Source organism: Paenibacillus sp. FSL H7-0323, assembly GCF_038002725.1.
GTDB lineage: Bacteria > Bacillota > Bacilli > Paenibacillales > Paenibacillaceae > Paenibacillus_AQ > Paenibacillus_AQ odorifer.
Window position 1 is genome coordinate 2,220,271 of the sequence record NZ_JBBODB010000001.1, and the last position, 25,057, is coordinate 2,245,327.

A 25,057-nucleotide genomic window follows, 5' to 3' on the forward strand; every position below is an offset into this window, starting at 1 on the left:
TGATGACATTAAAAAGTTACTCCTAATGTTTACCCATTTCTTTTGAGAAATGACCCACAGTGCGGAAGGTATGTAAAGACTTTTTTATCAGAACAGCAGCAAATTCATAAAGAATCGCATGAGAAAATAGAGTTACTCTTAAAACGCCTCGCGAATATGACTAAGTGAAGCTAGGCTAAGATCGTCATTTAACAAGACGCTAATTACATCAAAAGAAACCCGCCGTTCCTCATAACCCTTCATATGCAAATAAACCTGTGTTGTACTCCGAACCTGGTTTATTTTGCGAGCATTTACCGATTCTTCTGGAGTTCCCTGAAGCAGCTCTCCACTGCGGCTACGAACTTCGACAACAACAATACAGTCTTCACGCTCCGCAATGATATCAAGCTCTCCAGTACGACAACGCCAATTCCGTTCCAATATCATATACCCGCTAGAAGATAGGTACTGCACAGCTCCGTTCTCTGCAGCAGCTCCTTTCTCTTTGCGGTTATAGTACTTTCTTACATAGGGCTCTTTCATTCTTGTCCCCGTTCACCAGCGGAACGATCGCTCTGATACACAAAGCTGAGGATTTCCGCCACCAGCTGATAGAGCTCAGACGGAATCTGTTGGTCCAGATCAAGCTTTGAAAGCACCTCCACGAGGGCTGCATCTTCCTGAACAGCAACCCCGCTCTCCTTAGCCTTTTGCAGAATAAGGTCTGCTATCGCGCCTTGTCCCTTGGCTACTACGACAGGAGCCTCGTTTTGTCCGGGACTATATTTGAGAGCGACCGCTTTTTTGAGCCCTTGTGAAATTGGCTGTACAGGCTCATTCATATACGGTAATCCACTCCTTTGTAAGCCTCAGGAACATAATCAACAAACTTATTAGTATTGGAGCCAGCAAGCTCTTTAGGCAAATTCAATTCTGGCAAGGGTTCGGTTCTTAAACCTGATAATTGATAACCGATGGATTCTACTGCAGTTTTTATATCTTCACGCCGCGTCTCCAGCAGCTCAAGCACCCACGGATGATCATTATGAAGCTTAAGACTAACGATTCGATCGACAACCTGCACATCTACCAATGTCTGCCCTAGCTGCTTCATGTCCAAATCGAACCATAATCGACAGTTAGCTGCATCCAACTCCCCTTTGCGGCCCCGCCTGGACTGGATATGAACCGATGCGGTTTCCTGCCCATCTGGACCTTGCAGCGGCAAGAACAATGTAACCTGCGCGAAGGGAGCAGTCCGATCTGTATTCAGCAGCAGCTGTTGGCCTGTCAGCTGCTGCACTAGCCCGCTCGCGGCATCTTTTACCGCGGGCGGCACCTCGCTGCTGCTCATAAGCTGCAGCAGCACGCCCTTCAACGTGTCGGCAGCTTGCTCCCCGCCGACACTGCCTAGCGCGGCTGCAGCTGTCCCCGCTGCCGCTCGCGCCGTCTCCGCGGTAAGCAAAGCGCCGCCGCGCACGGCCTGCTGCTCGTGCTCCGCACCGAGCAGCTTCAACACCCGCCCTACCCACGACTCCGCATCCGCGGGTGGGGCGGTGTCTGGCTGCCGGCGAAGCCGCAGCAGCCGTGGTCTCCCCGCGCGCGGCGCTTGGCGCGGGGGCAGGATCTTGTCCCGCCGCCTCAGCGGGCGGGACGTTCGCGAGCTGCGGCATGCTGCCGCGCAGCTCGGTGAGCACGCCCTGCAGCTTCGCGAGCAGGGCAGCCCCGCTAGGCGCAGCAGCTTGGCTTGCTGCAGCAGCTTGGCTATCTGCACCAGCTGATCCAGTGGCGCTTGTAATCGCGCCACTGACACTACCCTGCGCTCTATCTTTATTTAGACTCATTTCATTGCCATGAGTTTCGCTCTGATTAGAACTATTTTGATTGCTTACAATTCCGTCCCCTTGCGTGTTAGCAGCACTACTCTGAGTTCCTGAAGCAAGCGTAGAAGTTATTTTCCCAGTCAAAGGTTCACCAGTATTTCCACTCTTCAAGAGCTGAACTACCTCACCAGCCTCTTCGGGGACCACTGGCTTGGCAGTTACAATACCGGTTTCATTCTCAGGAGTTTCAGCTGTACTTGCAGCTGCACTTCCTGATATTTCTGATTTCACTGAATTCAAAGGAATTATTGGTTCATCAGAAATAACTCCGGCTCCCGTTGCCCCTCCTGTTGCAGCAGCACTTCCGCTTGTAGTAGTAGCACCACCACTACCCTCAGCAGGTTTACTTACAGGTTGTCCAGTTCCTTTAACCGCCACCTGGTCCATTTCCGCATCAGCATCACCTGCTGATACCGCTTCCGCGTTAATCACAGCGCCCGTACCTGTCGTTACAGGAGCATTCAGCTTTCCGGTTGGGGTACCCATTCCAGTTTTAGCTTCGGCTGTTGTTGTTTCTTCACCGGCGACTTGACCTGCCCAAATCGTAATCTGTTCTTCGAGCGCTGACAAAAGCTGATGAAGCTGCGGACCAAAAACCGCCTGCTGCAATCCTTTCACACTTTCAGGGGTAACCGGCAAGCCCCGCTTTACAGAAATGACAGCTGCATCAAGCCACTCTGAGGTCGGCACGCCCGCAGGTTTCGCACTCATTACAGCATCCAGAATCGCCGCTGTCTCTTTGGTAAGCGGAATACCACCCGACTGCATCGCCAACACAATTTCCCGACCCGCTTTGGAGTCAGTAAGCCCAAGCGATTCCAATGCCTCGCCCATGTTTTGCGGGGTGGCTAACACCGTTTCGCCGAGGGAGACCGGCTTCAATACGGGCAATCCGCCTTCTCCGGGTGCTCCAACCTGTAAGTTCAGGGTCTCTCCTGGCAGTAGTGGTGTTTCCAACTCCGCACGAACAGGTGTACCTTGAATCTGCACAACGGCTTCTTTTCCCGAATCCGAGACAGACAATACAACACCACGTACAACCTGCCCTTCCTTCAATTCCAAAGACTTGGCTGCTCCCGGTTTATTATCCCCGAGCAATCCACGGATCAATGTTCCGATATTCATACCGTTTCTCCTCCCTCCATTTTCTCTCTTCTTACTATATCGGTATTAATCCGACTTTTTTGAGCGGTGAATTCATCCAAGCTTAAACGCCTTTGGCGTCTTTTATATTCTGATATTTCTAAAAAAGGGTTTGCTGTTCAGCAAGAATCTTCCCAATAAAGCTGCGCCGATGCATAGGTGTCGGACCTAACGCCGTAATTTGTTCCCTGTGAAGCTTGGTCGCATAACCTTTATGTATCGCAATCCCATAATCAGGGTATAATTCCTCCCACACCCCTTCACACAGTCTATCTCTTGTTACTTTAGCTATAATCGAAGCTGCCGCAATAGACTGGCTGTTAGCATCCCCTTTTATGATCGCCTGCTGCGGCAACGGAAGATCAACTTTTTCAGCATCGATTAACATATAGTCCGGAGTATGACTAAGACCTTCTACCGCTTTTTTCATCGCCAGACGAGAAGCCTCTTTAATATTAATTTCATCAATCATGCGGGAATCCACATAACCTACACCAATAGCTATCGCCTGCTCCATAATAATCTCGAATAAGGCATCTCTTTTTTTCGCTGTAAGCTTCTTAGAGTCGTTGACGCCATCAATAATAAGCCCTTCCGGCAAAATCACCGCTGCTGCAACAACATCCCCAAACAAACAACCTCTGCCTACTTCATCTACGCCGGCTATACGGCGATAAGACTGTTCCCAGCCCTCTTTTTCATAACTCAACATATCTATCGTACTCACGATCTGTCACCGCCAATTATAAATTATTCTATAAACTACATAAGTCAGCTTACCATAGTAAAGCTCACATGGTCATGTACAAATAACCACTCCAATTTGATCCAAATCGGCAAAAAAAAGAGCCCCCGAAAATTTCCGGATGGCTCTTCCATACCCATTCATTTAAACGCCTTTAAGGTGTTTCCAGCGTAAAACGACCAAGCTTACCTGCCCGCAGCTCATGCAGCAAAGCACGTGAAGCTTTTTCCAGATCAACACGTCCACCGCTAATCAGACAACCGCGTTTGCGGCCCACGGCTTCCATAACTGCAACGATCTCATCAGGGTTCTCAAGATCCTCAGGAAGCTTCTCAATACCAAAGCGTTCTTGAAATCTGGAACCATAATCCTTGACCAAATACTTCACTGCATAAAAAGCAATGTCCTCAATGTTCAGGATTTCTTCTTTGATCGCACCCGTCACGGCCAAGCGGTAACCCACGTCTTGATCCTCAAACTTCGGCCATAAGATACCAGGAGTATCCAGAAGCTCCAGATTACCTCCTGTTTTAATCCACTGCTGGCCCTTAGTAACCCCTGGGCGATCACCCGTAGCAGCGATACTCTTACCAGCCATTCGATTAATCAGCGTTGATTTACCGACGTTAGGAATACCGACGATCAATGCGCGCATAGCCCGTGGGTTCATTCCCCTTGCGATCTGCCGATCAATTTTTTCCTTCAACAGCAGCTTGACCTGCTCCGGAATCTCCTTAACGCCTGTTCCAGTAGATGCGTCCACAGGATGGGCAACATGCCCTTGTTCCTTAAAGTACGCCAGCCACTTCCGAGTAATTTCCGGATCCGCCAGATCCGCTTTGTTCAAAATAATTAATCTCGGCTTGTCCCGCAAAATATCGTCAATCATCGGATTGCGGCTGGAAAGCGGCAGACGGGAATCGAGCAACTCTATAACAACATCAATCAGCTTCAGCTTATCCTCGATTTGCCGCCTAGCCTTCGTCATATGACCAGGAAACCAATGAATGGCCATTGCCGTCACCTCCTTTGACTTCTGTCAACTTAATGGTTAATCAGTGTAATATCTTTTATCGGCCAGAAGATTAAATCTGCACGACCCACAATATCACCCAGCGGCACATAGCCAATCATCCGGCTGTCTGTACTATCCGAGCGATTATCCCCCATAACGAAAATATGTCCTTCTGGTACAGTACCATCCGTGAATTTTTCATTTGGGAAATCTTTATTATTATACAGAGCGTTGTTACTATGCGCAGCATCAATAGCGCCTTGGATGTAAGTCTCGTTAACAACCTCACCGTTAACTGTAACTACATCTCCTTCTACTTTCACAGTATCTCCAGCCACACCAATTACACGTTTAATAAAATCTCTGCCTTCAGATGGCACGTGGAATACAATAACCTCACCCCGCTGCGGAGATCTTATATCGTATAAAATTTCATTAACGATAACACGTTCTCCCGTATGGAAATTAGGCTGCATGGAAGGTCCATCTACAATAAAAGGCTTGAATAAAAGCCAGCGAATCAGTATAACCAGAACTAAAGCAATCGCAATGGCCTTGACCCATTCCAGCACTTCATTTTTCAGTTTACGTGGGTTCTGCTCGCTTGATTCCAAAGTTTCGCTTTGTTCCTGCTGCATAGTTCACCGTCCTCTCTTAATACTACTCTTACTATACAACACAAAAAAACTCCTGCCAAAAACCCCTCCACAGATACTCCTTCAGGAGGCCTTTTCGGAGAAGCTTATCCCCAAGCGTATATGTCACACGCATTGTATACCAAGCTAAAACGCCCTCAGCGTCCTTTTAAGGACGGTATGCGTTTATGCGAGAAATATAAGAATAATGTATAACGTAAAACTTATGCTTTTCTTATATTTCCAAAAAAAAATAAAGCGAAAGGGGCTTGAACTCAAGCCCCTCTCCTCTGTCACTATTCTAGCGACGAATTTCTTTAATTCTCGCTGCTTTACCACGTAGTTCACGAAGGTAATAAAGCTTAGCACGACGCACTTTACCACGACGAGCCACTTCGATTTTTTCGAGTTTAGGCGAGTTGATTGGGAATGTTCTTTCCACACCAACACCGTAAGAAATTTTACGAACCGTAAAAGTCTCACTGATTCCACCGCCACGACGTTTGATTACAACGCCTTCGAACAACTGGATACGCTCACGAGTTCCCTCGATAACTTTTACATGCACCTTCAAAGTGTCACCCGGACGAAAACTAGGGATATCTTTACGAAGTTGCTCTTGCGTAATAGCTTGTAGGATATTCATTAAGGACTTCCTCCTTCCGTACAGGTGTTCTTGCCTCTTCCGGAGAGATCTGAGCTCTCCCTCATTATCCGCAGCGGACCACCGTATTCCACACAACAGAGTTAATAATATCATAAAGGACGGGCTAATACAACTTATTTTTCTATTTTATAACGGTAACATATCTCTTTTTTTTGCCTTAGACTGGCAGTCTTTACACAAGCCGACCACGGTTCCATTGTCTTGAGCGTAGAAGATCAACTTCCCATTCTTCTTCTTGCAAGAAGAGCAAGGTTGCTCCCCTGGACTCTGTTTGGCTTTGCGATGACTATCCATTGAGATCACATTACTGCTAGTCGTGCGCAAAGGATCGCTTGAGCTACTTGTTTTCTTTTTCTGAACGATATAATACCCAACACCCAGCGCTAGCAAGACAAGCAAAATAACTACATATTTCATCTGGCTCCCTCCGCTCTTCATGATTTACTTGAGGTAAGAAAATAAAAAGACCGCCCTGTGATGCAAGTAAGGCAACGGTCTATATCGTATTCGCAAACTAGCCTTAGCACATCTCACTATAAAAAGCGCTTTTCAGTAGCTGCTGAAGATTATATATGAGAGCATCTTCGCTCTTTTTATATGTACCCTTACCCATTTTAATGTGAGCGTAAGATCTATATTTCATTTTAGCACAATTGAAATTTGAAGTGTAGTGAACACTTTTTAAATACCTAGTCTTTGGTCCAGTATATTAACCCGCCTACAGCCGTTTTTACAATAAATCCCCATAGGCTATACTTACAGAAGTACGTACATAACGTAGCGCTTAGGGAAGAACACATATACCCAAAAATAAGGAGGATTTTATTCAATGAAAAAGAGTAATACAACTAGCGTAATGGCAGCTGTAGCCGTCTTGTCCATCGTACTTCTGGCAGGATGCACAGAGTTACCGGGTAGGCAATCCGCTAATAATGAACTAGGAAAGAATATTACTGAAGATGTGCAGCAAAATATTGGTGAGGCTGTGAAGCAAGAGCTGGGTAAAGCCGCTGCAAGCGTGGAACAGGCCGTTCAGGATACAGCTACCAAGGTGGTCGACGAAGTTAAAGCAAACAGCATTAGCAAAGAACTATCCTTATCTAAAGAGATCGGCTCTGCTTCAGTGCTTAGCATGAACAATGCAGTGGGAGAAATAGAAGTTACATCAACTACGGGTGATCAAATTAATGTGAGTGCGACAATCTTAGCCCATAACGGCTCCGCTCATAAAGCTGACCGCCAGAAAATTTTGGATGACGCTGAGATTTCAATAGACGTTAGTGGCGATACTCTGAAGGTATCTACAAATTCCAAATCAAATCCGAAGAAGGATTTATGGACTTGGGCTCAAGACAAATACGGTTATTCAGATTTTAGCATTAACTATACCATTGAGATCCCCACCCGTATGGATGAATATCAAATCACCAATAATGTCGGGCAAATTCGTCTCCGCAATCTGGACGGAAATTACCGCATCGTCAGCAACGTTGGAGCTATTGATATCGAAGGAGCTAACATCACCGGTAAGTCCACTCTAGAGTCTAATACAGGAAGCATACGTATGGATATAGCCGGAATGAAGAGTGATAGCCGTCTTAAAGCGACAACAAATGTAGGTAGCCTCAATGCTGTTCTAGCCGATGGCGTGAAATGTAGCTTGGTGGCTAAAAGTGATCTAGGCCAGATCACCGGGGTTGAGGGTGGCAAACGTGATGTTAACGGAGGAGGTCCTTTGTTGTCCTTAAGCTCTGATATAGGTGCAATTACAGTAGAGTAACCAACCACTAAAAAACAGACCGTCCGGATTAGCGGACGGTCTGTTTTTGCATCATCATATCAGATTAATGCAATAGCCAACAGCGTGAACAAGCTGAGAGTTAAAATATTGTCAGCAGCATAAGGGTAACCAAAAAATGCAGAAGTCTGCACAGGTCCATTGGACCCTGTTCTTAAGTAAACATTATATCTGTCCACATCTGTAATCACACCTTCATGCTGTCTGCCATCAGTAGTCAGGATACGTACCCTTCTATTCTTACAACGTAAGCAATTATAATAAGCCTCCACTAGTGTACTCCTCCTCATTCGTAATGATATACTCTATGGTGAGGAGTACAGGTCGGTAACGGCTAAGTTACATAGGTCATTTGTTTGGATCGATATTTACTTTCCGTTCTCTGCATTTTTTGTATTCCCAAAGGTTATATATAAGGAAAGACATATTCTCGGCTTGTTAGCCGTACCATCCTATCCATTCAAGGAGGCCAATCGAATGAATGTAGCACGTAAACAGTTTATTAAGGAAGGCGTACTGCGTATTACCATCTTTATTATTTTATCATCGCTTACCTATACCGTTCGCAACTATGCATGGGCAGTTACTGTTCTCGTATGTTTTGCGCTTTACGCTCTACTTACAGGAGTATATCGCCTCTTTCGCAAAGAGTAGAATGCGCCTCCACGAATTTTTATAGTTAACCAAACGCCCCCTTTCCAAAGAGTTTTTAATTCTCCTTGAAGAGTGGGCGTTTACATTCTGATCAGAATCACAGGGTTTGACCTCTTAGTAGAGCACAATAAAACCATTAGATGTAGTGAACTTTCGTTCGCTATACTCTAATGGTTTTATTGGACTTGCTTATTCATACTTAATTATTAATCTTATATGTTCAAGCTTTAAAGGGCGAATGGGAATTACGATTTGCGATTTGTATAATAATCGATAATATCATTCACGGTGCGGAGCGGCTCCGCATCTTTGTGGATCGTGTCCACGCTAGGCTTGAATTCTTCACGCGTCTTCGTAGTCACTTCAGTTCATTCCTTTCAATAGTTAAGCTTGCTGCATCGTAAGCTGCATATAGTATTACGCCACCTCTATCTATTACCCCAAATAGAAGAGTTCAACGCACCTATGCTCATTTGTTTTGGAAATTACGCAAAAAAATACGAGATTATAGCCCTTCTTATACTTAAGTAAACATAACAAAAACGCCTCCTTAACGTAAGATACGTTAAAAAGACGTAAAATATGCCTGTTTTATTAAAATTTTACTCCGGCTTGATTTCATTTTTCAGACGTTCCAGTGTTTTCTTGTCTTTCAATGTTAGTTCTGCACTTTCGAGCAAATCAGGTCTACGTTCAAGTGTACGCTGTAACGCTTTCTCTCTCCGCCATACTTCGATGTTGGCGTGATGGCCACTCAGCAACATATCTGGTACCTTCCAGCCGCGAAATTCAGCGGGTCGAGTGTAGTGAGGATATTCCAACAGCCCTGTACTGAACGAATCCGTGATCGCAGAGGTTTCATTTCCAAGCGCCCCTGGCTGTAGCCGAACTACTGAATCAATAACCGTCAGTGCTGGTAGTTCTCCACCCGTTAGCACATAATCGCCAATCGACAGTTCATCTGTAACCAGATGCTCCCGTATCCGCTCATCGTAGCCCTCATAATGACCACATATAAAGATTAGATGCTGCTCTTGTGCCAGTTCCTCAGCAATCTTCTGATTATAGGTCTTTCCTTGTGGGCACATAAGAATGATGCGTGGCTTCACAGAGGAAGGCGACGGGACTGCAGATTCAGAACCATTCTCCAAAGGACTAGCCTCGATCCCCAATACATGTTCTACCGCTGCAAAGATCGGGTCAGGCTTTAGTACCATCCCCCCGCCCCCGCCATACGGTGTATCATCCACACTGTTGTGCTTATTTCCTGAGAAATCACGAAAGTTCACAGCATTCAAAGATACAATCCCTTTTTCGCGTGCCTTACCAAGAATACTTGTGCTAAATACGCCTTCGCACATCTCCGGAAAGAGCGTTAGCACATCAATTCTGATCATGGCAATAGTCCTTCCATTAAGTGAACCGTAATTCGTTTGGCCTCAATGTCCACGTTCAGCACTACATCGTTAATTACAGGGATAAGGATGTCTTGACCTTTAGCAGGCTTAACAACCCACACGTCATTTGCACCTGGCTGTAAAATTTCCGTAATTGTGCCAAGCGGTTCACTTCCAGCATCATCCGTATAAACTTCACAGCCAACGATTTGGTGGAAGTAATATTCGTTCTCTGGCAGATCAACCAGATCATTACTTGGCACCTTAAGCAAACTTCCCTTATACTTTTCCACTTCGTTAATATTGGTATATCCCTTAAGCTTAACGATAAACATACCCTTATGCTCTCGAGCGGATTCTACAGTCACTTCGAATTTTGCACTGCCATCCGCAGGGATGACGAACAGCTTCTTATCTTTAGCGAAACGAACCTCAGGAAAATCGGTATGGGATAATACTTTAATCTCCCCGCGAATTCCATGTGTATTCACAAGCCGGCCTACGGTTAATTCTTCCGTCATATAACCCTCTCCTCTACAAGCTTCATCTATATATTTGAACAAAAAGGAGCCGGGATATACTATCCCTAGCCCCTCATTGTACGCATTATTTAAGATAAAATATCTACAGTTACGCGTTTATCGCTCTTGACTGCTGCAGATGTGACTACTGTACGGAGCGCCTTGGCGATCCTGCCTTGCTTGCCGATGACCTTTCCTACATCATCTGGATGTACGGACAGCTCATAGACAATCAAATGCTCTTTCTCCACAGCCCGTACCGTCACATCTTCTGGATGATCCACTAAAGCCTTAGCAATTACTCCAACTAATTCTTCCATAGAGGACCCTCGCAATCAGTCATTATTTCTGTTGCTTAAGCTCATGAAACTTCTTCATCACGCCTGCTTTGGAAAGCAAGTTGCGGACGGTATCAGATGCTTGCGCACCTGTTTGAAGCCATTTAAGAGCTTTTTCCTCATCGATCTTAACTACTGCCGGTTGTTCAATCGGATTATAATAACCGATTTCCTCGATAAAACGACCGTCACGAGGGGACCGGGAATCGGAAACCACTACACGATAGAAAGGCGCTTTATGCGCTCCCATTCTTTTCAGACGAATACGTACTGCCACGAAAAATCACCTCCTTATAATAGTTTCCAACATTAGTTGGTCAGACATTCAAGATCATTTAAAAGGGAATTTCAGCCCTTTTCCACCACCAAGACCTTTAAGCTGCTTCATGGCATTTTTCTTGGAGGCTTTGCCGCCTCCGCCCATCATGCCGGAGAATTGCTTCATCATCTTACGCATCTCATCAAATTGTTTGATGAGGCGGTTGACCTCAGCGACTGAGGTTCCGCTGCCGGTTGCAATACGCTTGCGGCGGTTATGGTTAATGATCTCAGGCTGTTGCTTCTCCGCCTTAGTCATAGAATGAACTATGGCTTCAACGCGTCCCATTTGCTTATCGTCGACCTTTAAATCTTTAATGCCCTTGGCTTTGTTCATACCCGGAAGCATATCAAGAATTTGATCTATAGGGCCTAGCTTCTTCACCTGATCCATTTGCTCTAGGAAATCGTCGAACGTAAACTCTGCATTACGCATCTTACGTTCCATTTCTTTAGCCTTGTCAGTATCAATGTTCGCCTGGGCTTTCTCAATCAGCGACAGCATGTCGCCCATACCCAGAATCCGCGAAGCCATACGTTCCGGATGGAACGGCTCCAGCGCGTCGATCTTCTCCCCTAAAGCGGCGAATTTAATCGGGCAACCGGTAACAGCTTTTACTGACAGTGCAGCACCACCACGGCTATCGCCGTCGAGTTTCGTCAATACGACCCCTGTAAGCTCAAGCTGCTTATTAAAGCTCTCGGCTACATTCACGGCGTCTTGACCCGTCATAGCATCTACTACAAGAAGTACTTCATCAGGATTTACAACATTGTGAATCTGCTTGAGTTCTTCCATTAGTTCTTCATCAATATGCAGGCGGCCTGCAGTATCGATAATAACATAATCAAGTCCGTTATCCTTCGCATGTTGTACAGCTTGTCTGGCAATTTCTACCGGACTAGTCTGATCACCAAGTGAGAATACAGGAACCTTAATCTGTTCTCCCAGCACTTGCAGCTGCTTGATAGCAGCAGGCCGGTAAATATCTCCCGCAACCAGGAGCGGACGATGATTGCCCTTCTGTAACAGCTTAGCTAGCTTACCCGAAGTGGTTGTCTTACCAGCCCCTTGTAGACCCGCCATCATAATGACGGTCGGCGGCTTGTTCGACTTGGCCAGCTTCGCTTGGCTTCCGCCCATCAGCTCGGTTAGTTCCTTGTTGACGATGTCGATAATTACCATGCCAGGCGTAAAGCTGTCCATGACTTCCTTGCCGATGGACTTTTCTTTCACCTTAGCCACGAATTCTTTAACTACCTTGAAGTTAACATCGGCTTCCAGAAGGGCTAACCGCACTTCACGCATAGCTTCGTTTACGTCTTCTTCGGATACTTTACCTTTACCGCGTAGCTTGCTGAACACATTCTGCAATCTTCCGGTTAAACCTTCAAACGCCATATGCAGATTTCTCCCTTCATGCTACTCTAACCTCTGCAAGCGATCCACGATCTCCGCGAACCGAAGTTTATATTGCTCAGGCAGCATCCCATTCTCCGGCAGTCTGCGCAGCTCTTCTAAATATTTAGTACGACTCTCATGTTTCACTAATAGTCCAAGTTTTTCTTCATAATTCTCAAGGACTTGCTCAGCCCGCTTAATATGCTCATAAACAGCTTGGCGGCTGATTTCAAATTCAGCGGCAATCTCTCCCAAGGAAAAATCATCGTGAAAATAATATTTAAGAAACGTTTGCTGCTTATCTGTAAGCAGTCGTTCATAGAAGGCAAAAAGCAAATTGATACGATTCGTTTTCTCGAGCCTATTCTCCTGACTCATTAAGGACAACCCCTTCGTCAAGGAAAAACACTTTACACCTTCACAACGTCCCTTATGATACCTAAAAGAAAGAGAGATGTCAAGCACTTTTGCTTGTCATCTCTTTCTTTATTAAAAATCCATATTTTCCGCTATAAATCCGCTTGAAATTATTGGATTGGCAGTACATAAATCAATATGGCGAAGAAATGTGTGACACTGCCTGCAAGAACAAATACATGCCAGATCGCATGATGGAACGGAAACCCTCTCCATACATAAAAAACTGTGCCTAGAGTATAAAGCACTCCGCCAGCCATCAGCAGAATCATACCACCGTCCGCTACCACTGCCGAAAGAGGATTCCAGGCGATAACAATCAGCCAACCCATAGCAATGTAGAATACCGTAGACATGAACAAAAACTTTTTAACAAAAAACGCTTTGAAGAAAACGCCAAATACTGCGATTCCCCATATAACACCAAATAAACTCCAGCCAAGTGTTCCCCGAATAGCTACTAGCAAAAAGGGTGTATACGTGCCTGCGATAAACAGATAAATAGAGGAGTGATCGAAAAATTCGAACAAATCCTTCGCCTTGCCCTCTTTGAGACTATGCACAAGTGTTGAATTGAGATACAGAAGCAGCATTGTCGTTCCATAAATGGAGAAGCTGACTACATGCCATGCCGTTCCTTTCAGACTTGCAAAAACAACAAGCAGGACAAGTGCAGCGACGCTTAATACAGCTCCGATCCCGTGCGTAATCGCATTCGCGACTTCTTCTCTCCGGGTGTAGGTGTGAGTATTTGCCATATCCATATCCTTCCGTCTAAGCTTTCTTTCTATTATACCACGCGGACCTCACTGGATTACAGTTTGTAAATCTCCGTGTATTTCTCCTCCAAATAATCAGCCAGATAATCTGGACTGAGCGGCTCACCTGTTACTTGTTCGATAATTTGCGAAGGGGTCAGGCTTTTTCCGAAACGGTAGATTTTTTCTGTTAACCATTCTTTAATTGGCAAAAGATTTCCCGCAGCAATCCATTCATCGTAGTTCGGCAGCTCCTTGCGGAGTGTATTCAAGATTTGGGCAGCATACATATTTCCCAGAGAGTAGGATGCAAAATATCCGAAGTCTCCACCGGACCAGTGCACGTCCTGCAATACACCAAGCGCATCATTAGGCGGTGTAATACCTAAATATTCTTGATATTTAGCATTCCATACCCGAGGCAGATCTTTGACAGATAGTCCTTCATTAAAAATAAGCTTTTCGATCTCGTAACGCACAATAATGTGCAGATTGTATGTAAGCTCATCTGCTTCAATTCGGATGAATGAATTTTCCACACTGTTAATAGCCCGGTAGAAATCCTCTACATCTACATTAGCAAGCTGCTCTGGGAAATGCTGCTGCAGATCACCGTAATAACGTTGCCAGAACGCACGGCTGCGGCCGATCATATTCTCCCATAGTCTCGACTGAGATTCATGAATCCCCATCGATGCGCCTTGAGCCAGTGGTGTTCCCACTAAATCTTGGCTGATATTTTGTTCGTAAAGCGCATGTCCACCTTCATGCAGTGAGCTGAAGACGGCGCTAGTCACGTTATCAAGTAAATAAGCGGTCGTAATACGAACGTCACCTGGATTCAGGCCTGTAGCAAAAGGATGCACACTCTCATCCAAGCGGCCTGCGTCGAAGTCATAGCCCATTTGCTTCAGAATAAAGTTACCAAACTTTTGTTGCTGCTCTTTAGGGAAAATCTGCTGCAAGAAGCTGGTATCTGGTTTATTAGGTGAAGCAGCGATAGCTTCCACTAACGGAACCAAGCGGCTGCGGAGGCGACTGAACACTTCATCCACCTTTTCTACTGTGAGATCAGGCTCATACATATCTAGTAGCGTATCGTAACGTGTGCCATTTACACCCCAATAATCGATGAACTCTTGTTTCAGAGCTACGATTTTACTCAAATAAGGTTCAAATGTAGCAAAGTCATTGTTCTCCTTAGCTTCTTCCCAGATTGTTTGGGAATGAGCAGACAGGACAGCGTACTCTTCAAATCTTTTGGAAGGAATACTCTTACTGCGCTCATACTCTTTGCGGCAATCGTTGACGATCTTTTGTTGATTAGCTGTAAGCTGGCTCAACACTTCTGGACGGCTGAAAAATGCTGTGAAGTCACCCATCTCCTGTGAAATCTCAAGTCTGAACAATTCTCCACTCAGCATCCCAATCGTACCGGAACGTACTTCTACTCCCTTACGTGGTGCACCTGTGCGCAAATCCCAGTGCATTAATTCTATGGCCTCTGAATATCCACTAATTTTTGCTAATAACTCGCTGAATTGTTCCCATCGTTCCTTTACTTGTTGTTCCATTCTACTCCACCTGCTTTCTCTGTTTTACAGACTCCTCTTGATGATACTTTTTTGAATGAGTATAATCAACTTCAGAGATTACATCTCTAATTTTAAATATTTAATGAGTTACATAAGAAGCAGAGCATGCTTCGAACAAAAATCAAGGAGCGTGAACAGGGCTATGATGATTCAAGTTACACCTCTCGCAGAAAGGAAGTTGAAGGAAAGGCTTGGAGATCAGCCAGGATTTTTCAAGCTCTTTTATGATACGGTAGGCTGCGGGTGTGACGGAATTAATGTGTTACTGATTGTTTCAGAAGTGGAGCAAGGCGATTCTAGGATAGAGACGAATTCTCTTCCCTTTATCGTAAGCCGGCAACAGGAAATCTTTTATGAAGACAAGATGCGACTCGATGCAGAGGAACGTTTCTCTTCCTATAAGCTGGTCAGTGATTCTCAGATTTATGGCAACAATATCATGGTAAGAGATATGCGCAACGTAAGTACAATTCAAGGAATTTAAGGGAGGAAGCTAATATGAGCCACGTATCAGAAATTATTAACTTTAATAAAAGTTTTGTAGAGAATAAGGACTATGAAGCTTATTTAACCAGTCGTTATCCTGACAAAAAAATGCTGATCATCACCTGTATGGACACTAGACTCGTTGAATTATTGCCGAAAGCCATGAATTTCAAAAATGGTGATGTCAAAATCATCAAAAATGCTGGTGCGGTTATTTCTCAGCCTTTTGGTAGTGTTATGCGTAGTGTAATGGTAGCTCTATACGAACTAGATGCTGAAGAAGTAATCGTGGTTGGACACTATGAATGCGGTATGGCCTCCCTCAATGCGGACCATATGATCAATTCCATTAAAGAACGTGGAGTATCTGAAGAAGTGCTGTCTACACTGGAGAATTCCGGAATCAAACTTACAAAATGGCTGCGTGGGTTTGACAATGTCGAAGAAGGGGTAATTCAGACTGTGGACCTGATTAAACGTCATCCACTGCTTCCCCCTAATGTACCTATCCATGGCATGATCATCGATCCGGCAACCGGAGCGCTTGAGCTTGTCGCTGATGGGTATAAGTAACGAATGACGACTCTCTAACTGCTGTTTGCGTGGATCCTGGATCTACGCTTTTTTTGTGTATAAAAGTATAAATTATGATAAATAAAATTGAAACCTTGTGGGGCATGTCTGCGTATTACCGACCATACACAAAAATTCATGCTCACAGGAGGGTTTTCGTACTAAATGAAACCAATGAAACGCGTAATGATGATTCTAATGGCCTTCACTCTGTTTTTTGCAGTGGTTGCTCCAGACTTTGCCGATGCACGTCGAGGTGGCGGCGGATTCAAATCCGGCACTCGCAGCTATTCAACAACTCCAAAAAAATCAACAACAACAAATAACATCAAAAAAAGTGACAGCACTAAAAGTTCCACAGCAGGATCTGCTGCAAATACAAAACGTGGCTTCTTCAGCGGCGGCAGCTTAATGAAAGGCATGATGATCGGTGGTTTGGCCGGATTATTATTCGGTGGAATGTTTGGTGGAATGGGAGCTTTTGGTGACTTCCTAGGCTTTGCCGTTAATATGCTAGCTATCTATGTATTGGTTATGCTCGTGATGTCCTTCTTCCGTCGTAGAAAAGAACGTCGCCGCTTAGAAGAACAGGATGGTCGTTACTAATGTCTACAATTGTTCTAAGCATGGATGAGATCATCAATGCCCTCTGTCTGCACATGGCGGAACGAAAGGCTGTTCGTCCAGAGGATGTTCAGGTAGAACTGAGCTGGGAAGAAGATACCGGTTACTCTGCAGAGGTTTGGGTACAGGGCCGCAGTCAATTTCTAGTGGAGTCCAATATGATTGAAGCGATCCTGCGTTACATGCTCAGCGAATATGGTGTTCGCGCCTATCGTGAAGATGTAAGACTGGACCTGGATGAGGAAATCACAGCGATTGTAAATACAGGGAACTAATGATAGTAAAAGGGACAACCCGAGGGGTTGTCCTTTTTTGATATAACGCTATTCATAAAAATATTGCTTTACCGTCCCTACTCCGTCTGCCACTTCAATTTCTGCATAAGCTCCATTAATAAAAGTAACCTGCGGCGGGACATGACCACAATCGATATCATAAACGATCGGTACCTTAAGCTCTTCAAATAGTTCAGCATAGATATCCTCGGCAGTATAGTTATCCACAGGCCGATTAGCTGGACTTCTGCCAAACATAATCCCCGAACAATTCTCAAACCACCCTGCCAGCTTCATCTGCACTAAAGATCTGCGTAAATCCGCTGTGTTCAATTCACAATTTTCCAAATACCAAACTATAGGTTCGTCATGAATCATTTCTTGCTGAAAATGCTGGAGCTTTCCATAAGGTGTGCCGATCAAATGCCTAATTACATCTATACAACCACCCAACAGACGTCCTTTCATCGTTACAGCATCTGTAGTTAGAGACTTCCAATAAGTCTCCTCTGTCAAATGAAAAACGCATGGCGAAGGCACATCATGTTGCCATTCCCGCTGATATTTAAGAGATGAATGCTGCACAATGGACTCACCCACTGGTGTCTCTAGAACCGCATGCCAGAGGGCTGTAGTATCATCCGAATACTCTCCCCGTAAATCAATGAGATTCGCTCCGTGGGCAGTAGCCAACCCGGTTGTCAGCGTGACCGCAAGCAGTAAGACGCTTATATCTGAATATCCCACGATCCATTTGTCCTGCAAAGCATCAAAATCAATAAATTCCAGAGCTTCAATTAACAATTCCCCGCCCCAAGGCGGAATAAGGACATCGATTCCATCATCTTTGATCATCTCATTAAACTCATGACCACGAACATTGGCTGGTGCAGATTTAGCCTTATCTTGCTTCCATGCCGTTTCGCCGATAATGACATTAAATCCTTGCGACTCCAACCGGCTGGAGGCCAGTGTTAGTAGTTCTGCATTTTGAATTCCTACTCCAGATGAAGGTGCTGTAACGCCTATAGTCGCATTTTTTTTCAAAAAAGGGTATCTAATCATATGCCACCTCCCAGAGTTTGTACCCATTATATCCCTAAAGTGATAATGAGAACACCTTCTTCTAACACATACTTTACGCCTACAAAAAAAGGACCTGGCGGGATGCGTCAACGTATGACCGCAAATCCTGCACATGTCCTTCTTCAATTAAACCCAAACACTAGATTAAAGAGATAGCAAGCAGTTCAAACAACACAAGCGGTAAAATCACATTATTATTGTATGGGGGACCTGGATAAGGTCCTGGATATGGGCCAGGTCCCGGGCCCGGATGAGGATGATACGGCTGATGAGGGTTGTAAAACCCGCGGGGCATTTGCCCATTAGCTGCAACGTTCAGATACAAGTGTTTATTATCTACTCCGGCTATAACGCCTTCATGTACAAAGCCATCTATTGTCTGTACGTTCACCTTATGGTTAAGGTATGGCTTGCATGATTGATGTAGGGAATCACGGACACCGTGCAGGTGCCGGATCACAGCAGGATCGGCCTGATAAATCACATTCTGTTGCTGCCCAGTGTTAAATGTCGACATGGATGTTCTGACCTCCGTAAATGGATTTGCTCCATTCTATGCAGAAGCCTAGATTACGGTGCCTATTAAATGGGCTATTCTTAGAATGGCAGAGCGACCTTCTCAACCTTAACATTTACAGAAACTAGAGACAGTCCCATCATATTTTCAACAGCATTTCTTACATTTTGCTGCAGTATATAGCAGACCTCTTGAATCACGCATCCGTAATTAACTATGACCTGAAGATCGATGGCAACATCCACTTCTTTTACTTCAACGGACATTCCTTTTTTTACATTTTTACCGCTTAGACGTTTAGCCCAGTTGTCCGAGATACTGCTTCCTGACATGCCGGCAATACCCGGTGTGTCCAGAACCACTTGCCCGACGATCGAAGTCACCACATCATCTGAAATATGAATTAGTCCTTGCTCCGTTCCTTCATTCATAGAAATCCCTCCATAATGTTTTATTAACTTAAGAGATATCAGGACTCTCCTCTACCTCTATCTCTACCCGGCGTTGCTTGACAAACAAATAATAGGCCTTGGTCAAGACGATTTTAACAATCATATACAGCGGAATGATCAGCAATATCGCAATGATCCCGCCTAAATCACCGCCAACTAATACCAGGATAATCGTTGTCAGTGGATGAATATCGAGCTTTTTCCCAAAGATGTAGGGAGCGATTAAATTATCCTGTATCTGCTGCGCTACCAGAACAATGATGATGGACCAGACGGCTATAGACGGCGATTGAATGAATCCGATGATGAAAATAGGGATACTAGACAGTATCGCACCAATAAAAGGCACGAAGTTCATCACAACTGCGATTACAGTCAACAGCAATGCATATTGCAGGCCGATAATAAGGAAACCAATATACATCAGAACGCCTAAGGCTAAATTAACAAGCACCCGGCCCACGATAAAGCCACTAAGCGCACTGTCGATTTCAGTCATCATTGTAGTTCCTTCTTCACGATACTTCTTTGGAAAGAAACTTACAATCTTACGTCCGAATTTCCCACCTTCCTTAAGCATGTAGAATAACATAATCGGAAAGGTGAATAAAATGATCGCGAAATTCGAAACAAAAGAGAACAATCCTGATACGTAATTCGTTAACAGCGTAAACCCTTTATTCAAATAATCCGTCAATGTGGAGGCTGGATTCGCATCAGCAGGGATCAACGCAGACAGAAATTCATTATCTTCTAGTTTCAATAGCTGTTGATTCAAGGAGGCAATGAGATTCGGCATATTATCGACGAAATTAACTAATTGTGTGCGAAGTGAAGGCCAAACGCCGATAATAAAAGCAAACAGAAGCACTAAAATAACTACATATACGATGATAATCGCCAAAGAACGATTCAGCTTATATTTCTCCAAGGTATCGATCAGTGGCCGCAGCAGGTAATAAAAGAAACCCGCCAGCATTAAAGGCACTATAATGACACTGAACAAAGACAGGATCGGTGTGAATAAAAAATCTACGCGTGAGCCTAAAAATACAATGCCTAACACTAAAAGGATCGCTAGACAAACTCTGATGAAATTGTTCAGTTTAGCCATAGTTTCTCTCCCGTCTTCTGATTTGGATGTCTTCCAGCTCGTTATTTTGGAATCCGGATGGTGAATACCGTAGGTTCCTTCTTTCGGCGACTGAGATGAAGCGTCCCCCCCATTTTCTCTGTATTTTTCATAGCTATCGAGAGACCTAGCCCTGTTCCTCCCGAAGCTGTCCGCGCTTTATCTCCCCGAACAAACGGATCAAACATTGTGGACCACAGCTCTTCTGGAATACCCACACCAGTATCAGCGATTTCAATCGTGACTTCTTTCTCCAAAGGGATCACCTCCACACGCAAATGTGTACCTGGAGGATTATAGATCAGTGCATTGGAGATCAAATTATGAACCACACTCGAGAGCAGCTCCGCATCAAAGTTCAAGAACACATCCTCTTCGGGAACATTTAGATGCAAAACAAAGTTCTTTTGTTCAATCTCTCCGTACGTATCTGCAATGATTTCACGAATAAATTCGCCCAGTTCTTGATGCTCCATTCGTAGCAAGAAATCCGGTGAATCTATTTTTAACAGCTCCAGCATGTTCTGAATCAGCTTAGTAACTTGTGAGGATTTATTATAAATATAGCTTAAATATCTTTTTTGGCGTTCTTCATCCTCGCCTCTACCCTCTACAAGCGCCTGGGCAAAGCCCTGTATACTCGTTATCGGCGTCTTCAGATCGTGGGATAGATCAACCATCATCCGTTTCTTACTTTCCTCTGCCTGGCGTTTTTCTTTGGTCGTCTTTTCAATTACGTCTGCCATATAATTAAAAGTCTCTCCAATTTGCGAAAATTCCTTCTCTGCATATAAAGCGATTCGAGTATCATAATTCCCCTGAATCATCTGCTTCAATCCAAGCGTGATGATACGCAGTGGTTTCCTGATTCGCCGCGCCACCCAATAGCTGTACACGATAATTAGCAAAAGAATCATTCCCACACCCAAAAAGACGTAGTATGAGAGCGAATGATTAAAGTAGGCCACGAAGGGATCACTATTAATGGTGATGGTGATAGCTTCCCGCGGCAGCTTCAAGAGCAGCCACTCCGATTCGCTCTGAGCATTTAGCGTGGTCAACGAATAAAAGTAAGCTTGATCTTCTCCATTTTCCAAACTTTTTAAAAGCTGGTTACTGGTATATTGGGTTACACCGTCTTTTTTTTCTCCAACAACCTTGGTGACCTTCATGTCTTGATCCAAGACCTCGATCCATCCCCCGCTACGCAGAAGACGTTTGGTTTCTATCCCATGCTCCAGATTATCTCGATAAGCACTAGCTTCCACCTTCAAATCAGGATCAGCGATTTTATTTTTTTCAAAAATATGGGTCACATCAAGATTAATAAACAAATAATATACAATCACGAGAAAAAACAAAATACAGATAAACAACAAAAAATCCAGCGTCAGCGATGATTGTAAAGGTCGTTGATCTCTATTGCTCCATAGGCGCTTCAATTTTGTATCCCAGCCCTCTAATAGTCTTTAAATATACTGGCTTTTTGGAATCTTCCTCAATTTTTTCCCGGATATTGCTGATATGTACCATGATACTATTATCTTCGTACACATAGAAATCTTCCCACACGGCCTCATAGATTTTTTTGCGTGTAAAGACTCGTCCAGGCTGCTTCATCATTAGTTCCAAAATTTTGTACTCGGTAGAAGTAAGCACCACAGGTTCACCTGAACGATATAGCAGACACTGGCTTTGATCCAGCATTAATTCACCTAATACAATCTGTTCAGCTTCTTTTTCCTCAACGACTTGCGCATCGAAATGATGTACACGACGCAGCAGTGCTCCAACACGGGCTACTATTTCTAATGGATTAAACGGTTTGGAAATATAATCGTCGGCTCCTAGTTCAAGACCCAGAATTTTGTCATGATGTTCGCTTTTGGCGGATAAAAATAACACTGGAAAATGATGCACCTCGCGGATCTTTTTCAATAATTGCAGTCCATCCAGACCCGGCATCATAATATCCAGAATTGCCAAATCAACTTTATGGTTCTGTACCTGCGTTAAGGCTTCAGTACCACTGTTTGCTTCCAAAATGTTGTACTCTTTCTCTAAATATAATCTTAGCAATTCCACAATTTCTGCTTCATCATCAGCGATCAATATTGTATACATGATAATCCCCCCATCTAACTATATTCTGTGATTATTAACAGAGCCTAAACACAATCTAAAGAATAGCTAAATTATCACATAGTAATAAAATAAAAATCGCACACGGGAAACCGTCCCATGTACGATCGTAATTTGTCTGGATTGTGAGGATCACTACTTTAAAAAGCTACGCCAATTCCGCCTTCCCCAGCATAGGTTCCCATAACCGGACCCATACTTGAGAGTAAGACTTCTTTGAAGGGATGCTTTAGTAAAATGCGTTCTTTAATCTCGAGTGCCAGCTTCTCACAATTACTGTGCACAATAGCGATAACCGCTTTCTCGTAATCATGCTGCTTCTCATCCAAATGCGCTAGCAGACGATTCAGTGCTTTTGGAAGACCCCGGGTCTTCTCCACTACTTCGACAGTGCCTTCTTCGCTGATTTTGAGCAGCAACTTTATATTGAGTACAGACGCTACGGCTCCCGAGAGCCGACTTAGACGTCCGCCTTTCATTACATTCTCCAGAGTGTCCAGCGTAAAATAAGCGTTAACTTCCTCTATCTGCTGAAGTACCTTTTCCTTGAGCTCTTGCAAGCTTGAACAAGTTAAAGACCACTGCGCCGCCAGTCCGACAATCAATGACAGCCCGCCTGAGAAGTTTTTGGAATCTATAACCTCTATTGCATTGGTATGTCCTTCATCCTTATACATTTCCATAGCAATCATAGCCGTCTGATAAGTGCTACTAATATTAGAGGACATACAAATGACCATAATGTCAGTTCCCTCCTCCACTTGCTTGAACTTCTCAAGGAATTCGTTGGGACTTGGACTAGCTGTGGTAGGCAGCTCCTTGGATTCGCGCATTTGAGCATAAAAGCTTTTCGTGTCCGTATCTGCCGGCATTAACTCATGCCCAAAATGAACCGGTAGGTGGATCACGGAAACATTATACTTCTCCATGTAGTCAAGGGGTAGGTCTGAACCGCTGTCTGTTATGATCTTGATTGCCATAATATAAGTACTCTCCTTTCAATATCAGTACTATTATAGCCACCATAAAATGAAATCTCCAGTAACCTTTATAACTTGAAAAATTCTTCGATCTGTGCTATGTCTTTCTTCCTTAACTTGTCCTTATATGATATGGTTTATGAATAAGCGTATAGAAATGGAGTGTATGTATGAGTAAGGGTAGAGTATGGAACAGAGGCAAACATGATGGTACAGGACTATCGAGGAAAAAAACCGTAGATCAAGAGGGTGCAGCTTCTACTGAAACTGAATCCACAGAACCTTCGAATGAACCTTCCAATTCAAGAATTGATACCGTAAAACCGATGAATCGCACGAATTGGGTGACCAGACCCACCCGTGTCAGCAATAAAGATTCGAAAGACAAACGATAATTCATACATTCTAAGATTTGAGGACCTAGATGACGTTATTGGCAAATTTCCAGCCTTTTGAGCAGAGTTTCGGACTCCAGAGCCGTTATTCCGTAGAATGAGGTTCATATATGGTGTTTTCCGTGCCAATAGTGGCTATGGAGTCCGTTAGCATCCCAAATGCGGAGTAAAACTGCGTTTAAGGTCATCTGTGTCCGATAGTTATCTTTGTACATGCAAAAGTAATAAAATCCAGCGAACAACAAAAAGGGTTGTCCCAGTAGCCATTTCATCATTTCATGGCTTATGGAACAACCCTCTTCTATTTTCTACGCCATATATCCTAACTCCGCTTCATCTCTGGAGGGGGCTTCGCCAATTAACTGCTTCAATAGTTTCTTCATCATTACCGAAGCCTTTACTTTGGTATGAAGACACGGAGAAACCTCTATTTCATAGTTCCCTTGTTTGATAGCTTCCTTCAATTCTTCCACAGTTGAGCAGGAGTCTTGCAGACGATTCACAACACTGCCATATTGCAAACACTGATGACTGTCACTGCCAGCAATCACAGGCACACCCAACTTCTCAGCAAAGGGCGTGATCAGGTTCTTATAAGTCTCCACTCCCTGCATGTAAATATCCTTAGCGTTGAAATCAAAAGCGTCTAATCGCTGAAGCAATGCCGGATCCAGTTGATGTAAAGGCGTAGAAGTTCGGAAGGGGTGGGCTCCGATTTTCCAAAGATTATGTTCATCGGCCATATCAAGCAACTGCTTAAACGGTATGAAATTCCCCTCCTGCGTATGCTCATCTAGTAAAGCGCGGACAGCTAGAACATTCTCCTTCAGTCCGATCAACAGGATATGACCTGTCTCCGCGATATCCACTTCCATGCCTGGAAACAGTTTAAGTCCGTTCACATCGTAATAATGCCCGTTATAGGGATAAGTCTGATCCAGCGCATCATACATCGCAAAGAAATTAGAAGTATTAAAATGCTCGGTCAATGCTACAGCCTGTAATCCATTTGCCTTGGCTTCGAACATCATCTCCGCAAAATATTCGGGGGAAAACGTAGATTTTTTAGATAATTTACCATGGGTATGCAGATCAATATTCATCATGTCTAATTCGTCTCCTTTGAG

The 25,057-nt window shown here is 44.2% G+C and carries 33 protein-coding genes; 7 read left to right on the plus strand and 26 right to left on the minus strand.

Annotated features, from left to right (window positions below):
• Positions 1–138: 138 nt before the first annotated feature.
• The 9 genes from MHH89_RS10070 to MHH89_RS10110 all read right to left on the minus strand — a co-directional run bounded on the left by MHH89_RS10070 (position 139) and on the right by MHH89_RS10110 (position 6,487).
• Positions 139–525, minus strand: coding sequence for a YraN family protein (locus MHH89_RS10070; RefSeq protein ID WP_341086977.1), 387 nt, complete (start codon positions 523–525; stop codon positions 139–141).
• Positions 522–824 (minus strand): EscU/YscU/HrcU family type III secretion system export apparatus switch protein, encoded by a 303-nt coding sequence (locus MHH89_RS10075; RefSeq protein WP_038571992.1) that lies wholly within the window; start codon positions 822–824, stop codon positions 522–524. Before MHH89_RS10075 ends, MHH89_RS10070 begins: the two co-directional genes overlap by 4 nt.
• Positions 821–1,135 carry a hypothetical protein gene (locus tag MHH89_RS10080; RefSeq protein WP_341086979.1) on the minus strand — a complete coding sequence of 105 codons (315 nt, stop codon included), beginning with the start codon at positions 1,133–1,135 and terminating at the stop codon, positions 821–823. Before MHH89_RS10080 ends, MHH89_RS10075 begins: the two co-directional genes overlap by 4 nt.
• Positions 1,122–2,990, minus strand: a complete 1,869-nt coding sequence (locus MHH89_RS10085; protein WP_341086980.1) for a hypothetical protein — start codon at positions 2,988–2,990, stop codon at positions 1,122–1,124. The genes MHH89_RS10080 and MHH89_RS10085 overlap by 14 nt, the downstream gene beginning before the upstream one ends.
• Positions 2,991–3,108: 118 nt before the next feature.
• Complete coding sequence (locus MHH89_RS10090) at positions 3,109–3,720, minus strand: ribonuclease HII (protein ID WP_341088804.1); 612 nt, start codon at positions 3,718–3,720, stop codon at positions 3,109–3,111.
• Positions 3,721–3,907: 187 nt separating this feature from the next.
• A complete protein-coding gene (ylqF, locus tag MHH89_RS10095) occupies positions 3,908–4,768 on the minus strand; it encodes a ribosome biogenesis GTPase YlqF (RefSeq protein ID WP_036688587.1) in 861 nt (286 codons plus the stop codon).
• A gap of 29 nt (positions 4,769–4,797) precedes the next feature.
• On the minus strand, positions 4,798–5,406 hold the full coding sequence (lepB, locus tag MHH89_RS10100) for a signal peptidase I (RefSeq protein WP_341086982.1): 609 nt from the start codon (positions 5,404–5,406) through the stop codon (positions 4,798–4,800).
• 298 nt (positions 5,407–5,704) lie between these two features.
• Complete coding sequence (gene rplS, locus MHH89_RS10105; RefSeq protein WP_036688590.1) at positions 5,705–6,049, minus strand: 50S ribosomal protein L19; 345 nt, start codon at positions 6,047–6,049, stop codon at positions 5,705–5,707.
• A gap of 147 nt (positions 6,050–6,196) precedes the next feature.
• Complete coding sequence (locus MHH89_RS10110; protein ID WP_051491579.1) at positions 6,197–6,487, minus strand: hypothetical protein; 291 nt, start codon at positions 6,485–6,487, stop codon at positions 6,197–6,199.
• Positions 6,488–6,899: 412 nt separating this feature from the next.
• On the opposite strand from MHH89_RS10110, the gene MHH89_RS10115 reads away from it, so the two are divergent.
• The gene (locus MHH89_RS10115; RefSeq protein ID WP_076143833.1) at positions 6,900–7,850 is read left to right on the plus strand and encodes a hypothetical protein; all 951 of its coding nucleotides are present in this window, start codon (positions 6,900–6,902) and stop codon (positions 7,848–7,850) included.
• A gap of 59 nt (positions 7,851–7,909) precedes the next feature.
• On the opposite strand, the gene MHH89_RS10120 is transcribed toward MHH89_RS10115, so the two are convergent.
• Positions 7,910–8,140 carry a hypothetical protein gene (locus MHH89_RS10120; protein ID WP_036688596.1) on the minus strand — a complete coding sequence of 77 codons (231 nt, stop codon included), beginning with the start codon at positions 8,138–8,140 and terminating at the stop codon, positions 7,910–7,912.
• Positions 8,141–8,345: 205 nt separating this feature from the next.
• On the opposite strand from MHH89_RS10120, the gene MHH89_RS10125 reads away from it, so the two are divergent.
• Complete coding sequence (locus tag MHH89_RS10125) at positions 8,346–8,522, plus strand: hypothetical protein (protein WP_155288145.1); 177 nt, start codon at positions 8,346–8,348, stop codon at positions 8,520–8,522.
• Positions 8,523–9,124: 602 nt separating this feature from the next.
• Here MHH89_RS10125 and trmD read toward each other — a convergent pair.
• The 8 genes from trmD to MHH89_RS10165 form a co-directional block, all read right to left on the minus strand.
• A complete protein-coding gene (gene trmD / locus MHH89_RS10130; protein WP_341088805.1) occupies positions 9,125–9,916 on the minus strand; it encodes a tRNA (guanosine(37)-N1)-methyltransferase TrmD in 792 nt (263 codons plus the stop codon).
• Entirely contained in the window at positions 9,916–10,440 is a 525-nt protein-coding gene (rimM, locus tag MHH89_RS10135; RefSeq protein ID WP_036688599.1) for a ribosome maturation factor RimM, read from the minus strand. The genes trmD and rimM overlap by 1 nt, the downstream gene beginning before the upstream one ends.
• 89 nt (positions 10,441–10,529) lie before the next feature.
• Positions 10,530–10,760, minus strand: coding sequence for a KH domain-containing protein (locus tag MHH89_RS10140; RefSeq protein WP_036688600.1), 231 nt, complete (start codon positions 10,758–10,760; stop codon positions 10,530–10,532).
• Between the two features lie 22 nt (positions 10,761–10,782).
• Positions 10,783–11,055 (minus strand): 30S ribosomal protein S16, encoded by a 273-nt coding sequence (rpsP, locus tag MHH89_RS10145; RefSeq protein WP_036688604.1) that lies wholly within the window; start codon positions 11,053–11,055, stop codon positions 10,783–10,785.
• 54 nt (positions 11,056–11,109) lie between these two features.
• A complete protein-coding gene (gene ffh / locus MHH89_RS10150; protein ID WP_036688607.1) occupies positions 11,110–12,498 on the minus strand; it encodes a signal recognition particle protein in 1,389 nt (462 codons plus the stop codon).
• A gap of 21 nt (positions 12,499–12,519) precedes the next feature.
• Positions 12,520–12,876, minus strand: a complete 357-nt coding sequence (gene ylxM / locus MHH89_RS10155; RefSeq protein WP_036688609.1) for a YlxM family DNA-binding protein — start codon at positions 12,874–12,876, stop codon at positions 12,520–12,522.
• Between the two features lie 149 nt (positions 12,877–13,025).
• Positions 13,026–13,673: a PAQR family membrane homeostasis protein TrhA gene (gene trhA, locus MHH89_RS10160; protein ID WP_036688612.1), complete on the minus strand. Its 648-nt coding sequence runs from the start codon at positions 13,671–13,673 to the stop codon at positions 13,026–13,028.
• Between the two features lie 56 nt (positions 13,674–13,729).
• Positions 13,730–15,247 (minus strand): carboxypeptidase M32, encoded by a 1,518-nt coding sequence (locus MHH89_RS10165; RefSeq protein WP_341086985.1) that lies wholly within the window; start codon positions 15,245–15,247, stop codon positions 13,730–13,732.
• 163 nt (positions 15,248–15,410) lie between these two features.
• On the opposite strand from MHH89_RS10165, the gene MHH89_RS10170 reads away from it, so the two are divergent.
• The 4 genes from MHH89_RS10170 to MHH89_RS10185 all read left to right on the plus strand — a co-directional run bounded on the left by MHH89_RS10170 (position 15,411) and on the right by MHH89_RS10185 (position 17,226).
• A complete protein-coding gene (locus tag MHH89_RS10170) occupies positions 15,411–15,752 on the plus strand; it encodes an iron-sulfur cluster biosynthesis family protein (RefSeq protein ID WP_076127099.1) in 342 nt (113 codons plus the stop codon).
• Between the two features lie 14 nt (positions 15,753–15,766).
• Complete coding sequence (locus MHH89_RS10175) at positions 15,767–16,327, plus strand: beta-class carbonic anhydrase (protein ID WP_036688619.1); 561 nt, start codon at positions 15,767–15,769, stop codon at positions 16,325–16,327.
• A 174-nt stretch (positions 16,328–16,501) separates the two neighbouring features.
• Positions 16,502–16,933 (plus strand): hypothetical protein, encoded by a 432-nt coding sequence (locus tag MHH89_RS10180; RefSeq protein WP_081383222.1) that lies wholly within the window; start codon positions 16,502–16,504, stop codon positions 16,931–16,933.
• An 8-nt stretch (positions 16,934–16,941) separates the two neighbouring features.
• Complete coding sequence (locus tag MHH89_RS10185) at positions 16,942–17,226, plus strand: YxcD family protein (protein WP_036689115.1); 285 nt, start codon at positions 16,942–16,944, stop codon at positions 17,224–17,226.
• Between the two features lie 48 nt (positions 17,227–17,274).
• Here MHH89_RS10185 and MHH89_RS10190 read toward each other — a convergent pair whose 3' ends face one another.
• The 7 genes from MHH89_RS10190 to MHH89_RS10220 all read right to left on the minus strand — a co-directional run bounded on the left by MHH89_RS10190 (position 17,275) and on the right by MHH89_RS10220 (position 23,535).
• Complete coding sequence (locus MHH89_RS10190) at positions 17,275–18,291, minus strand: S66 family peptidase (protein WP_341086986.1); 1,017 nt, start codon at positions 18,289–18,291, stop codon at positions 17,275–17,277.
• 160 nt (positions 18,292–18,451) lie between these two features.
• Entirely contained in the window at positions 18,452–18,829 is a 378-nt protein-coding gene (locus MHH89_RS10195) for a hypothetical protein (protein ID WP_036688624.1), read from the minus strand.
• A gap of 80 nt (positions 18,830–18,909) precedes the next feature.
• On the minus strand, positions 18,910–19,260 hold the full coding sequence (locus MHH89_RS10200) for an Asp23/Gls24 family envelope stress response protein (protein ID WP_076127105.1): 351 nt from the start codon (positions 19,258–19,260) through the stop codon (positions 18,910–18,912).
• A gap of 28 nt (positions 19,261–19,288) precedes the next feature.
• Positions 19,289–20,395: an AI-2E family transporter gene (locus MHH89_RS10205; protein WP_036688627.1), complete on the minus strand. Its 1,107-nt coding sequence runs from the start codon at positions 20,393–20,395 to the stop codon at positions 19,289–19,291.
• 41 nt (positions 20,396–20,436) lie between these two features.
• Positions 20,437–21,855 carry a sensor histidine kinase gene (locus MHH89_RS10210; protein WP_076182735.1) on the minus strand — a complete coding sequence of 473 codons (1,419 nt, stop codon included), beginning with the start codon at positions 21,853–21,855 and terminating at the stop codon, positions 20,437–20,439.
• Positions 21,833–22,540 (minus strand): response regulator transcription factor, encoded by a 708-nt coding sequence (locus MHH89_RS10215; protein ID WP_170914177.1) that lies wholly within the window; start codon positions 22,538–22,540, stop codon positions 21,833–21,835. The genes MHH89_RS10210 and MHH89_RS10215 overlap by 23 nt, the downstream gene beginning before the upstream one ends.
• Before the next feature lie 155 nt (positions 22,541–22,695).
• Positions 22,696–23,535, minus strand: a complete 840-nt coding sequence (locus tag MHH89_RS10220) for a DegV family protein (RefSeq protein ID WP_036688632.1) — start codon at positions 23,533–23,535, stop codon at positions 22,696–22,698.
• 170 nt (positions 23,536–23,705) lie between these two features.
• On the opposite strand from MHH89_RS10220, the gene MHH89_RS10225 reads away from it, so the two are divergent.
• The gene (locus tag MHH89_RS10225) at positions 23,706–23,930 is read left to right on the plus strand and encodes a hypothetical protein (RefSeq protein WP_076190853.1); all 225 of its coding nucleotides are present in this window, start codon (positions 23,706–23,708) and stop codon (positions 23,928–23,930) included.
• Between the two features lie 308 nt (positions 23,931–24,238).
• Here MHH89_RS10225 and MHH89_RS10230 read toward each other — a convergent pair whose 3' ends face one another.
• Positions 24,239–25,036, minus strand: a complete 798-nt coding sequence (locus tag MHH89_RS10230; RefSeq protein WP_305953529.1) for a PHP domain-containing protein — start codon at positions 25,034–25,036, stop codon at positions 24,239–24,241.
• Positions 25,037–25,057 lie beyond the last annotated feature (21 nt).

Coding starts and splice junctions, on each gene's coding strand:
- MHH89_RS10230 (WP_305953529.1), bottom strand. CDS start 25,036: ATGATGAATATTGATCTGCATACCCATGGTAAATTATCTAAAAAATCT.
- MHH89_RS10070 (WP_341086977.1), bottom strand. CDS start 525: ATGAAAGAGCCCTATGTAAGAAAGTACTATAACCGCAAAGAGAAAGGA.
- ffh (WP_036688607.1), bottom strand. CDS start 12,498: ATGGCGTTTGAAGGTTTAACCGGAAGATTGCAGAATGTGTTCAGCAAG.
- ylqF (WP_036688587.1), bottom strand. CDS start 4,768: ATGGCCATTCATTGGTTTCCTGGTCATATGACGAAGGCTAGGCGGCAA.
- rplS (WP_036688590.1), bottom strand. CDS start 6,049: ATGAATATCCTACAAGCTATTACGCAAGAGCAACTTCGTAAAGATATC.
- MHH89_RS10125 (WP_155288145.1), top strand. CDS start 8,346: ATGAATGTAGCACGTAAACAGTTTATTAAGGAAGGCGTACTGCGTATT.
- MHH89_RS10140 (WP_036688600.1), bottom strand. CDS start 10,760: ATGGAAGAATTAGTTGGAGTAATTGCTAAGGCTTTAGTGGATCATCCA.
- MHH89_RS10200 (WP_076127105.1), bottom strand. CDS start 19,260: ATGAATGAAGGAACGGAGCAAGGACTAATTCATATTTCAGATGATGTG.
- MHH89_RS10165 (WP_341086985.1), bottom strand. CDS start 15,247: ATGGAACAACAAGTAAAGGAACGATGGGAACAATTCAGCGAGTTATTA.
- MHH89_RS10115 (WP_076143833.1), top strand. CDS start 6,900: ATGAAAAAGAGTAATACAACTAGCGTAATGGCAGCTGTAGCCGTCTTG.
- MHH89_RS10175 (WP_036688619.1), top strand. CDS start 15,767: ATGAGCCACGTATCAGAAATTATTAACTTTAATAAAAGTTTTGTAGAG.
- MHH89_RS10205 (WP_036688627.1), bottom strand. CDS start 20,395: ATGGCTAAACTGAACAATTTCATCAGAGTTTGTCTAGCGATCCTTTTA.
- MHH89_RS10085 (WP_341086980.1), bottom strand. CDS start 2,990: ATGAATATCGGAACATTGATCCGTGGATTGCTCGGGGATAATAAACCG.
- MHH89_RS10170 (WP_076127099.1), top strand. CDS start 15,411: ATGATGATTCAAGTTACACCTCTCGCAGAAAGGAAGTTGAAGGAAAGG.
- ylxM (WP_036688609.1), bottom strand. CDS start 12,876: ATGAGTCAGGAGAATAGGCTCGAGAAAACGAATCGTATCAATTTGCTT.
- MHH89_RS10190 (WP_341086986.1), bottom strand. CDS start 18,291: ATGATTAGATACCCTTTTTTGAAAAAAAATGCGACTATAGGCGTTACA.
- MHH89_RS10225 (WP_076190853.1), top strand. CDS start 23,706: ATGAGTAAGGGTAGAGTATGGAACAGAGGCAAACATGATGGTACAGGA.
- MHH89_RS10220 (WP_036688632.1), bottom strand. CDS start 23,535: ATGGCAATCAAGATCATAACAGACAGCGGTTCAGACCTACCCCTTGAC.
- MHH89_RS10110 (WP_051491579.1), bottom strand. CDS start 6,487: ATGAAATATGTAGTTATTTTGCTTGTCTTGCTAGCGCTGGGTGTTGGG.
- MHH89_RS10195 (WP_036688624.1), bottom strand. CDS start 18,829: ATGTCGACATTTAACACTGGGCAGCAACAGAATGTGATTTATCAGGCC.
- MHH89_RS10090 (WP_341088804.1), bottom strand. CDS start 3,720: ATGTTGAGTTATGAAAAAGAGGGCTGGGAACAGTCTTATCGCCGTATA.
- trhA (WP_036688612.1), bottom strand. CDS start 13,673: ATGGCAAATACTCACACCTACACCCGGAGAGAAGAAGTCGCGAATGCG.
- MHH89_RS10180 (WP_081383222.1), top strand. CDS start 16,502: ATGAAACGCGTAATGATGATTCTAATGGCCTTCACTCTGTTTTTTGCA.
- rimM (WP_036688599.1), bottom strand. CDS start 10,440: ATGACGGAAGAATTAACCGTAGGCCGGCTTGTGAATACACATGGAATT.
- lepB (WP_341086982.1), bottom strand. CDS start 5,406: ATGCAGCAGGAACAAAGCGAAACTTTGGAATCAAGCGAGCAGAACCCA.
- MHH89_RS10075 (WP_038571992.1), bottom strand. CDS start 824: ATGAATGAGCCTGTACAGCCAATTTCACAAGGGCTCAAAAAAGCGGTC.